We start from the raw sequence: 8766 nt of genomic DNA on the forward strand, positions 1-8766 counted from the left end.
CCCGGCGTGCGCCAGCGACTCGCGATGCTCGTCTTCCTGCTGCCCGCCTGCGGCCTCAAGATCCGCCTGCTGAACCTGCTCGGGCACCGGATCCACCCGTCCGCCCGGATCGGCATCTGCTGGGTGCAGAACGTCGAGCGGTTCGAGGTCGCCGAGGGCGTGGTGATCGGCAACTTCAACGCGTTCCGCTTCATGAAGCTCGTCCAGCTCGGCAAGAATGCGCGGATCGTGATGTTCAACTGGATCCTCGGCGGGTCCGGCTTCGAGCCCGGCGCGGTGGACACCGGCACGCTGCGGACGCTGCGGATGAGCGAGGCCGCCCACATCGTCAGCATGCACTACCTCGACTGCGGCGGCGGCCTGGTCATGGCGCCGCACTCGTGGATCACCGGCATCCGCAGCACGGTGCTGACCCACGCGTTCGACCCGGTCAACGGCGGGCTGATCCTCGAGCCGGTGACGCTCGAAAAGGGCGCGGTCATCTCGACGAACTGCACAGTGCTGCCCGGCGTCACCCTCGGCGAGGGCGCCCTGCTCGCTGCCGGCTCCACGGCCTGGACCCGGCAGCAGGTCGCCGCGGCGCACCTCCACGGCGGGGTGCCCGCCCGTCGGCTGACGCCGATCAAGGTCGAGGAATCCTTGTACGATCGGCGTCCCGGCCAATAGGCCCACCGGGGATAACCCCTCGGGGGTCTCGACCGTTGCGATAGTCGTCTGTCCCCACCGCCGTACCCCCATGGAAGTTGAGTAGATGACCGACCTGCAAGGCTCGATCCTCGCGCTGATCCAGTCCCTCCTCGAGCGCTCCGACAAGGCCGACATCACCGTCGCGCTCGACACCCCGATCCACGGCGACGGTCTCGGCCTCGACTCGCTGGAGACCGCGGAGCTCTCGGCGATGCTGGAGGACGAGTTCGGCACCGACCCGTTCGGTGAGGGCCTGATGCCCGAGACCGTGGCCGAGATCGTGGCGTTCTACTCCTCCGCCGGCGAGTCCGGAGCCTCCGTCCCCGCATGACGGACCCCCGCACGGTCGTCGTCACCGGCGGCAGCCGGGGCCTCGGCGCCGGCATCGTGCAGTCGTTCCTCGACTCGGGTGACCGGGTCGCGTCCTGCTCCCGCTCCTCGACCCCGCAGGTCAAGGAGTGGGAGGCCGAGCATCCCGACCGGTTCCTCTTCGTCGAGGCCGACATCGCCGACCGCGAGCAGTCGACCGCCTTCGTCAAGGCGGTCGTCGCGAAGTGGGACTCGATCGACGTGCTCGTCAACAACGCCGGCGTCGCCCGCGACGGCATCCTGGCGCTGCTCTCCGACGAGGACTCCGACACCGTCGTCGACCTCAACCTCAAGGCGACGATCCACCTGACCAAGCAGGTCGTGCGCACCATGCTCGCCCGCAGGAGCGGCCGGATCGTCAACATCTCCTCGATCACCGGCCTGACCGGCTACCGCGGCCTCACCGTCTACGGCGCCACCAAGGCGGCCATCGACGGCTTCACCCGCGGCCTGGCGCGTGAGGTCGGGTCCCGCGGGATCACCGTCAACAGCATCGCGTCGGGCTACCTGCGCACCGAGATGAGCCACGGCCTCGACGAGGGTCAGCTCAACCAGATCGTGCGCCGCACGCCCGCCGGCCGGCTGGGCGAGCCGGACGACATCGCCCGCGCTGTCCAGTTCCTCGTCGACGAGCGCAACGACTGGCTCACCGGTCACGTGCTGGTCGTCGACGGCGGACTGACCTGCTGATCGCTCCGGTGAGCACGCGCCCCCTCGACCCGACCGAGGTCTACTACGAGCTCGTCGACCGGCTGTGGCCGATGAACGCCCTCGGCGTGCTCGAGCTCGCCGGTTCGTACGACGTCGACGCGGTGACCGCCGCCTGGGCGACGATCACCGAGCAGGTGCCGATCGTCGGAGCCCGCGTGGTGCGCGAGGGTCCTCGGTTGGCGCACCTGGAGTTCGGGACGCGGCTGGCGCGCCCCGCGTCGTCGTACGACGACGAGCTGGACATGCTCGCGAAGGTCAGCGACCTCCGTGTCGACCTGTCCGGTCCGCTGGTCCACTGCGCGACCGCACCGGCCACCGCAGGTGGCACGGCGATCGCGCTGACCGCGCACCACGTGGCGCTCGACGGCCGGCCGATGGCGCAGCTGTTGCTCCTGCTCGCCCGCGTGCTCGTCGACGGCGACGACATCAGCGGGCACCCGCTGACCGCGCCCACCGAGCCGCTGGGCCGCTACACGCTGCCGGAACGCGACTGGACGCGGCGGCGGCCGGAGCTGCTCACGACCGCCCGGCAGGTGCGCGACGAGCCGGGATTCGTGGGCAACGGCGGCGTTCCTGGGTGGTACGACCGGGCGCTCGACCGCCCGCGGGACCTGGCCTACACGCTGTTCGACCTCGAGCCCGAGCAGGCCACGGGACTGATCGGGTGGTCGAAGGCCAACGACGCGACCGTGCACGGCGCGCTGACGGCCGCGGTGCTGAAGGCGATCGCGGGGCTCGCCCCGGAGCTGGAGCGGGTGCCGCTGTCGACGACCGTCGACCTGCGGGTGCGCGCGGCCGCCGAGGCGGTGGACGTGGTCGGCCAGTCGGCGGCGGTGGTGTCCGCGTCCTTCGACGCCGGGCTCGACGCCGGCGCCCTGGCGCGCGAGGTCACCGCCGACATCCGGCGCCGGGTCGACCGGTGCGAGCCGGAGCTGTTCTTCGCGCTCAGCGGTGTCGACAAGCTGCCGGTCGGCGAGGCGACGGACAAGGTCGTTCGCCGCTGGATGGAGACGGCGACGCCCGCGGCCAACCTCAGCAACCTCGGGGTGGTCACCGGCGCAGCGCCGGAGAGCGTCACCCGGATGTGCGTCTCGCTCGCCCCGACGCCCAACCAGGTCCTCTTCGTCACCGCGACCACGTTCCGCGGGCGGATGACGATCATCTGCAGCTTCGACCGCAACCGGCTGTCGATCGCCCCCGACGCGTTCACCGACGCACTGCGCGCCGAGCTCGCTTTCCTGACCGGATAGGGTCCGAAAGTGATCGATCTCCTGCGGCGAGTCGCAGAGCGGGACCGCGACGCGGTCGCCGTCATCGCCGAGAGCGGCACGTGGACCTACGGGCAGCTGGTCGACGAGGCCGACCGGCTGGCGCACGGGCTGCGCGCGGCCGGCATCGACCGGTTCGCGATCGTCACCAACGACATCCCGGCGATCGTCGCCCTGCTCGCGGCGTCCTCGCTCGTCGGGGCGGAGGCGTGCACCTACGCGCCGATCGCGTCGGTGGAGGAGATCCAGGACCAGACCGCTTCGTTCGAGCACCGGTTCGTGGTGTCGGACCGCGAGGACCTCGACGCGCTCGCCGCCGAGGTGGTGCGGCCGGGAGACCTGCTCGCCGACGGGCCCACCCTCGACGTGCCCCCGGAGCGGCGGCCGCTGATGGTGCTCACCACCGGCAGCACCGGGGCACCCAAGGGAGTGCGGCACGACTGGTCCCGTCAGCTGAAGCGGATGGAGGACGCGCGCGACGGCTCCGGCCAGACCTGGCTGCTCGCCTACGGTCCCAACCAGTTCGCCGGACTGCAGGTGCTCATCCACGTCCTGGGCACCGGGGCGACCCTCGTCGCGCCGCCGGTACGACGACCGCAGGCCGTCATCGACCTCATCCACGAGCACCGGGTCGACCACATCAGCGCGACGCCGACGTTCTGGCGGTTCCTGCTCGCCGAGTTCCGCGCCGACGACCGCCCGCTGCCGACGCTGCGCCAGATCACCCTCGGCGGCGAGGCCGTGCCGGGCGCGTTGCTCGAGGAGCTGCGCGAGACGTTCCCCGGGGCCCGGATCTCCCACATCTACGCGGGTTCTGAGTTCGGCTCGACCGGGTCGGTGCGCGACGGCGCCGACGGCCTGCCGGCCGAGCTGCTCGAGAGCCGTGACGGCGCCGAGGTCAGTCTCAAGATCGTCGACGACGAGCTGTGGGTCCGGTCGAGCGCGTCGATGCTCGGGTACTACGGCGACGAGGACCGGCCCGCCGACGAGTGGTGGCCCACCGGTGACGAGGTCGAGGTCGTCGACGGCCGGATCCTCTTCCGGGGCCGGCGCTCCGACGTCATCAACGTGGGCGGCGTGAAGGTCCACCCGCTGCCGGTCGAGGAGCGCGTCACCGCCGTACCCGGTGTCCAGGCGGCGCGTGTCTACGGCCGCGAGAACGCCCTCGTCGGTGCCGTCGTCGCGGTCGACGTCGTCGCCGAGGTCGGCGCGGACGAGAAGGCGCTCAAGGCCGCGGTCCGCAAGGCCTGCTCCGACCTCCCTCGCCCCTGGCACCCGCGCAGTGTCACGATCGTCGACGAGCTGGAGATGAAGGAGAACAAGGTGGTCCGGGGCGGAGCAGGAGGCTGAGGTGACCTACGACGTGCGGCCGGTCGGCGTGGTCCAGTCGCCGTTGACCGATCCCGCGTCGGCACCCAAGCAGGGCGTCGAGGGCGGACCGGAGGCGTGGCTGGCCTTCGACGCCGCCGTCGCCTTCGGGCTGGGCGACCTGCGGGTCGGCGACGACGTGCTGGTGCTGACCTGGCTCCACCTCGCCGACCGGTCCGTGCTCGCCGTACACCCGCGGGACGACCCGACCGCGCCGCTGACCGGCGTCTTCAGCACCCGCTCCTCCGACCGTCCCAACCCGGTCGGGATCCACCGGGTCCGGGTGCTGGAGGTCGACGGCAACCGGGTCCGGGTCTCCGACCTGGAGGCCGTCGACGGCACCCCGGTCATCGACGTCAAGCCGGTCATCGACGGGTCCCGGTAGGCGGCCATGTCGATCTCCCTCTCCGAGGCCCTGCCCATGTGGGATCCCGATCCCGGCTGGCTCAACACCGCTTCCTACGGCATCCCGCCCCAGGTCGGGTGGGACGCGCTGCAGCGCACCTTGGAGGAGTGGCGCTCGGGCCGCGGCTCGTGGGAGGTCTGGGAGCAGTCGCACGACTCCGCCCGGGCGTCGTACGCCGCGCTGGTGGGCGTCCGACCCGAGGACGTCCTGTCCGGCTCCACCGTCTCGGCGGCACTGGCCCTGATCGCTGCCGCGATCCCGGACGGGTCGACGGTGCTGGTGCCCGACATCGAGTTCGCCTCGAACGTGTTCCCGTGGACCGCCCAGGCGCACCGCGGCGTGCAGGTCGTCACGGCGCCCGTGGACCGGCTGGTCGAGCGCATCGACGACACGGTCGACGTGGTCGCCGTCGGGCTCGTCCAGTCCGCCACCGGGGAGGTCTCCGACCTGGCCGCGCTCAGCGCAGCGGCGCGCGGTGCGGACGCACTCCTCGTCGTCGACGCCACCCAGGCGGTGGGGTGGTTGCCGGTGGACGCCGGCCTGGCCGACGCGTTCGTCGGCGACACCTACAAGTGGCTGATGACGCCCCGCGGCGCGACCTTCGGCTACCTCTCGCCGCGACTCCAGGAGCTGGTGCGTCCGTTGCAGACGGGCTGGAGCGCCGCGGTCGACGGTCAGTACTACGGGCTCGAAGCCCGGCTGCCGCAGGACGCCAGCCGCTACGACCAGGCCCCGACCTGGTTCACCCACGTCGCCGCGGCACCCACGCTGGACCTGGTACGGCGGATCGGCGTCGACGCCATCCACGAGCACGACGTCGCACTGGCCAACGCGTTCCGGGCCGGGATCGGGATGGCGCCCGGCGACTCGGCGATCGTGTCAGCCGACATCCCCGGGGCGGAGGAACGGTTCCGGGAGGCCGGCATCCGTGCATCGGTCCGCGGCGGGCGTCTGCGCGTGTCGTTCCACGTCTACACGACGCAGGCCGACGTGGACCTCGCCCTCGACGCGCTGGACGGTCTCGCGCCCGCCTAGGAGGCCTTCTTCCTCGAGGAGGAGGTCGACTTCTTCGTCGACTTCGAGGAGCCGCCCGACTTCTTCTTCGGTGCGGACTTCGCGGGCTTCGCCGTCTTCTTCGCGTCGTCCTTGCCCTTGTCGCTGTCGGCCTTCCTCGTCCGCAGCTTGCCGGCGCGGTGGGCGTTGCCGGCCTTGTGGCCCTTGGCCTGGTCGACCGAGGCCTGGAGCGCCTCGAGCAGGTTGACGACCTCCGCCGAGGTCTCCTCCCTCGTCTCCTCCCGCACGATCTCGCGGTCGTTCTTCTTGGCGTTGACGAGCTTCTTGACCCGCTCGGTGTAGGTGTCCTTGTAGTTCTTCGGGTCCCACTTGGTCGTCAGCGACTCGACCAGGCTGACGGCCATGTTCAGGTCCTTGGGCGCCACCTTGACCTGCTGGGGCACGTTGTCGAGGTCGGCCGGGTTGCGGACCTCGTCGGCGAAGTGCATCGTCTCCAGCACGAGCACCCGCCCGGATGGCCGGATCGCGGCGAGGTGCTGCTTGCCCCGCATCACGAACGTCGCGACGCCGATCCGCTCGGACTTCTCCATCGCCTTCACCAGCAGGGCGTACGCCTTCTTGGCGCTGTCGTCGGCCGGGGCGAGGTAGTAGGACTTGTTGTAGTAGATCGGGTCGATCTCCGCGGCCTCGACGAAGTCGCTGATGTCGATCGTGCGGCTCTTGCCGGGTTCGACCGACTCGAGCTCCTCCCGGGTGAGCATGACGTAGTCGCCGTCGCTCACCTCGGCGCCCTTGACGATGTCCTTGTAGTCGACCTCGTCGCCGGTCTTCTCGTTCACCCGCTGGTTGCGGACGCGGTTGGACGTGCCCTTCTCGAACTGGTGGAAGTCCACCTTGTGGTCCTGGGTTGCCGAGAACAGCCGGACCGGCACGTTGACCAGTCCGAACGAGACGGAGCCGGTCCAGATCGACCGAGGCATGTCAGTCGCCGTCGCCGCGGATGCTGCTCAGCGGCTCCTCGTCGGGGTCCGGGGCAGGCCGCGTCTGCGGGTCGTCCTGCGGCTGCTCGGTCGGGTCGTTGAGCGGACGGTCGGAAGGGTCGCCAGTAGTGGTCATGAGTGATCGGTACCCGTCCGCCGCTGGCCAACCCGGATCGATCGGCAGCGCCACATGAGGAGGGACGGCGTGGGTACCCCCCTCCCATGAAGCTGATGAGAGGTGCGGCTGCACTGAGCGCCGCCAAGGTCGTGTACGACCAAGCCCGGAAGCCGGAGAACCAGGCGAAGCTGAAGTCGGCCGCCGCGAAGCTCAAGGAGTCGCGCAAGGGCCGACGGAAGTAGTCGAATCCCCGCGGTCCCAAAGGCGTGATCCTGCCACCATGGCCCATGCAACGCGATCGGTTGGTGGAGCGCGACTGGGGATCCGACTCGATGGGTGGGTCCTCCAGGACGGCAACTACACCGACTTCGCAGTCGGCGAGACGCGGCAGTTCGCCCTGGAGTTCGGGTACGTCAGGCACGAACGCCTGCAGCCGACGACCGGACCTGAGTTGTCGTGCGAGGCAGTGAACGACGACGCTCTCTATCGCGTCCGCGCCGATCTTGTGCGCGCCGCAAAGGAGCCGATGGAGGACTGCTTCATCCTCGACTTCGGACTGCTGGCGTACAAGGAGTGGATGGTCCTGGACGACCTGGAGCCTCCGAAAGCGGGCTCGAGGTTGGGCGGTCAGATCTACCTGAACGTCGACTACTTCGCCTACATGGACGAGCTTTCGAAACGCCACGGCATGCCTGCGCTGATCTACACGTGGCGGATCGACGAGATCCGCTTGGAGACCTCTCCCACCATCAAGGTCGAGCACGGGCATCCGCTCTACGTCGGGCCCGATGAAGGCCCGATCAAGGTCCGAGACCCTGACCGGCGACGCTGGCGGAATCTGGATGCCACCGACGCCTGGGCCGACGAGGACAGCTACACCCTGCGATGCACCTTGCTCGAAGCGGACGCGGTCCAGTCCACAGCCCGTGCAATCCTTCCGAGCATGGTTGGCAACAGGTGGACCCCGGCCCCCGGTACGGGTGCGGAGAACCCCGTCGACGCACAGGAGCTCGTCGGACTCACGGTCGACGAAGCCAAGAATCGCGCCGACGAATTGAGCTACTCCGTCAGGGTGATCTGGCCACACACCAGGGCCGTGACCGCTGACTACAGCTCGAAGCGGGTCAACCTCGGCGTGAACTCACACGGGGTGGTGGTCTCCGCCGACGTCGGGTGATCGTGCGCTACCGCGCCGTGGGCCTGCGGCACAAGCTGACGTCTGGGTCAACGGCAGCCTCGCGTCGGCATTCGCTCAGGTGCGACCGTGAAGCGAACCTCGGCGCCTCCATCCGCGATGAAGATCGCGTCGGTCGAGTTCAACGCAACGAAGGTCCCAGTCGGTGTGAAGCGACGGGGCACTCCTCCGCCGTAGCCGAAGTAGGTGCGTTGGGTGACCCACCTCGTGTCGCCAACCTGAATTGGCTCGACGTAGCAATGGCCCACATCGAGCGTGACTCGCCGTCCGTCGGCAGCGGCGACAGACGGCTGCCTGACGGAATCTGCGGGGAGGGCCGGCACGGAAGAGGGCGCACCTCCGCCTCGGGAACGCTCGACATCGTTCGGCGAGCACCCGAGCAGCAGAGAGCCAGCGATCGCTAGGAGCACCGGCGCTTGTCCACGCATGACTGGATGACGACCACGTGGCGCGGGAGGTTCCGTCGGCGACGGGCTCGACCGCCCACAGCCGGCAGTAGCGGAGAAAATCGCGAGACGGCCTATGAACCGTTACGGGTTTGATGCCGCTCCTGTTTGAGTCCAGGAGGATGAGCACATGCCCAAGAAGATCGATGCCGCGGTCAAGGAACGCGCGCTGAGGATGTTCGCCGACCATCGGCGGGACTATCC

At 69.8% G+C, this 8766-nt stretch carries 11 protein-coding genes; 9 read left to right on the plus strand and 2 right to left on the minus strand.

Going from position 1 to position 8766, the window contains the following annotated elements; genetic code table 11:
* Positions 1-6: 6 nt before the first annotated feature.
* The 7 genes from DJ010_RS04770 (at position 7) to DJ010_RS04800 (ending at position 5844) form a co-directional block, all read left to right on the plus strand.
* Positions 7-666: an acyltransferase gene (locus DJ010_RS04770; RefSeq protein ID WP_211318646.1), complete on the plus strand. Its 660-nt coding sequence runs from the start codon at positions 7-9 to the stop codon at positions 664-666.
* Positions 667-751: 85 nt separating this feature from the next.
* Positions 752-1018: a phosphopantetheine-binding protein gene (locus DJ010_RS04775; RefSeq protein ID WP_109692424.1), complete on the plus strand. Its 267-nt coding sequence runs from the start codon at positions 752-754 to the stop codon at positions 1016-1018.
* Positions 1015-1746 carry a 3-oxoacyl-ACP reductase family protein gene (locus DJ010_RS04780; protein WP_109692425.1) on the plus strand — a complete coding sequence of 244 codons (732 nt, stop codon included), beginning with the start codon at positions 1015-1017 and terminating at the stop codon, positions 1744-1746. Before DJ010_RS04775 ends, DJ010_RS04780 begins: the two co-directional genes overlap by 4 nt.
* A gap of 8 nt (positions 1747-1754) precedes the next feature.
* Complete coding sequence (locus tag DJ010_RS04785) at positions 1755-3017, plus strand: phthiocerol/phthiodiolone dimycocerosyl transferase family protein (protein ID WP_109692426.1); 1263 nt, start codon at positions 1755-1757, stop codon at positions 3015-3017.
* A gap of 9 nt (positions 3018-3026) precedes the next feature.
* Entirely contained in the window at positions 3027-4385 is a 1359-nt protein-coding gene (locus DJ010_RS04790) for a class I adenylate-forming enzyme family protein (protein ID WP_109692427.1), read from the plus strand.
* 1 nt (position 4386) lies between these two features.
* Positions 4387-4788, plus strand: coding sequence for a tRNA (N6-threonylcarbamoyladenosine(37)-N6)-methyltransferase TrmO (gene tsaA, locus DJ010_RS04795; RefSeq protein ID WP_109692428.1), 402 nt, complete (start codon positions 4387-4389; stop codon positions 4786-4788).
* Positions 4789-4794: 6 nt separating this feature from the next.
* Positions 4795-5844, plus strand: a complete 1050-nt coding sequence (locus DJ010_RS04800; RefSeq protein WP_211318647.1) for an aminotransferase class V-fold PLP-dependent enzyme — start codon at positions 4795-4797, stop codon at positions 5842-5844.
* Here the strand turns inward: DJ010_RS04800 and ku are convergent.
* Both ku and DJ010_RS22890 read right to left on the minus strand, forming a co-directional pair.
* A complete protein-coding gene (gene ku, locus DJ010_RS04805; RefSeq protein ID WP_109692429.1) occupies positions 5841-6803 on the minus strand; it encodes a non-homologous end joining protein Ku in 963 nt (320 codons plus the stop codon). The genes DJ010_RS04800 and ku overlap by 4 nt on opposite strands.
* 1 nt (position 6804) lies before the next feature.
* Entirely contained in the window at positions 6805-6939 is a 135-nt protein-coding gene (locus DJ010_RS22890) for a hypothetical protein (protein ID WP_281271113.1), read from the minus strand.
* 86 nt (positions 6940-7025) lie between these two features.
* On the opposite strand from DJ010_RS22890, the gene DJ010_RS21975 reads away from it, so the two are divergent.
* Both DJ010_RS21975 and DJ010_RS04810 read left to right on the plus strand, forming a co-directional pair.
* Positions 7026-7163 carry a hypothetical protein gene (locus tag DJ010_RS21975; RefSeq protein WP_158282932.1) on the plus strand — a complete coding sequence of 46 codons (138 nt, stop codon included), beginning with the start codon at positions 7026-7028 and terminating at the stop codon, positions 7161-7163.
* A 38-nt stretch (positions 7164-7201) separates the two neighbouring features.
* Positions 7202-8098, plus strand: coding sequence for a hypothetical protein (locus DJ010_RS04810; protein WP_109692430.1), 897 nt, complete (start codon positions 7202-7204; stop codon positions 8096-8098).
* The last annotated feature ends 668 nt before the right edge of the window (positions 8099-8766 follow it).

This window comes from Nocardioides silvaticus (assembly GCF_003160695.1).
Lineage (GTDB): Bacteria > Actinomycetota > Actinomycetes > Propionibacteriales > Nocardioidaceae > Nocardioides > Nocardioides silvaticus.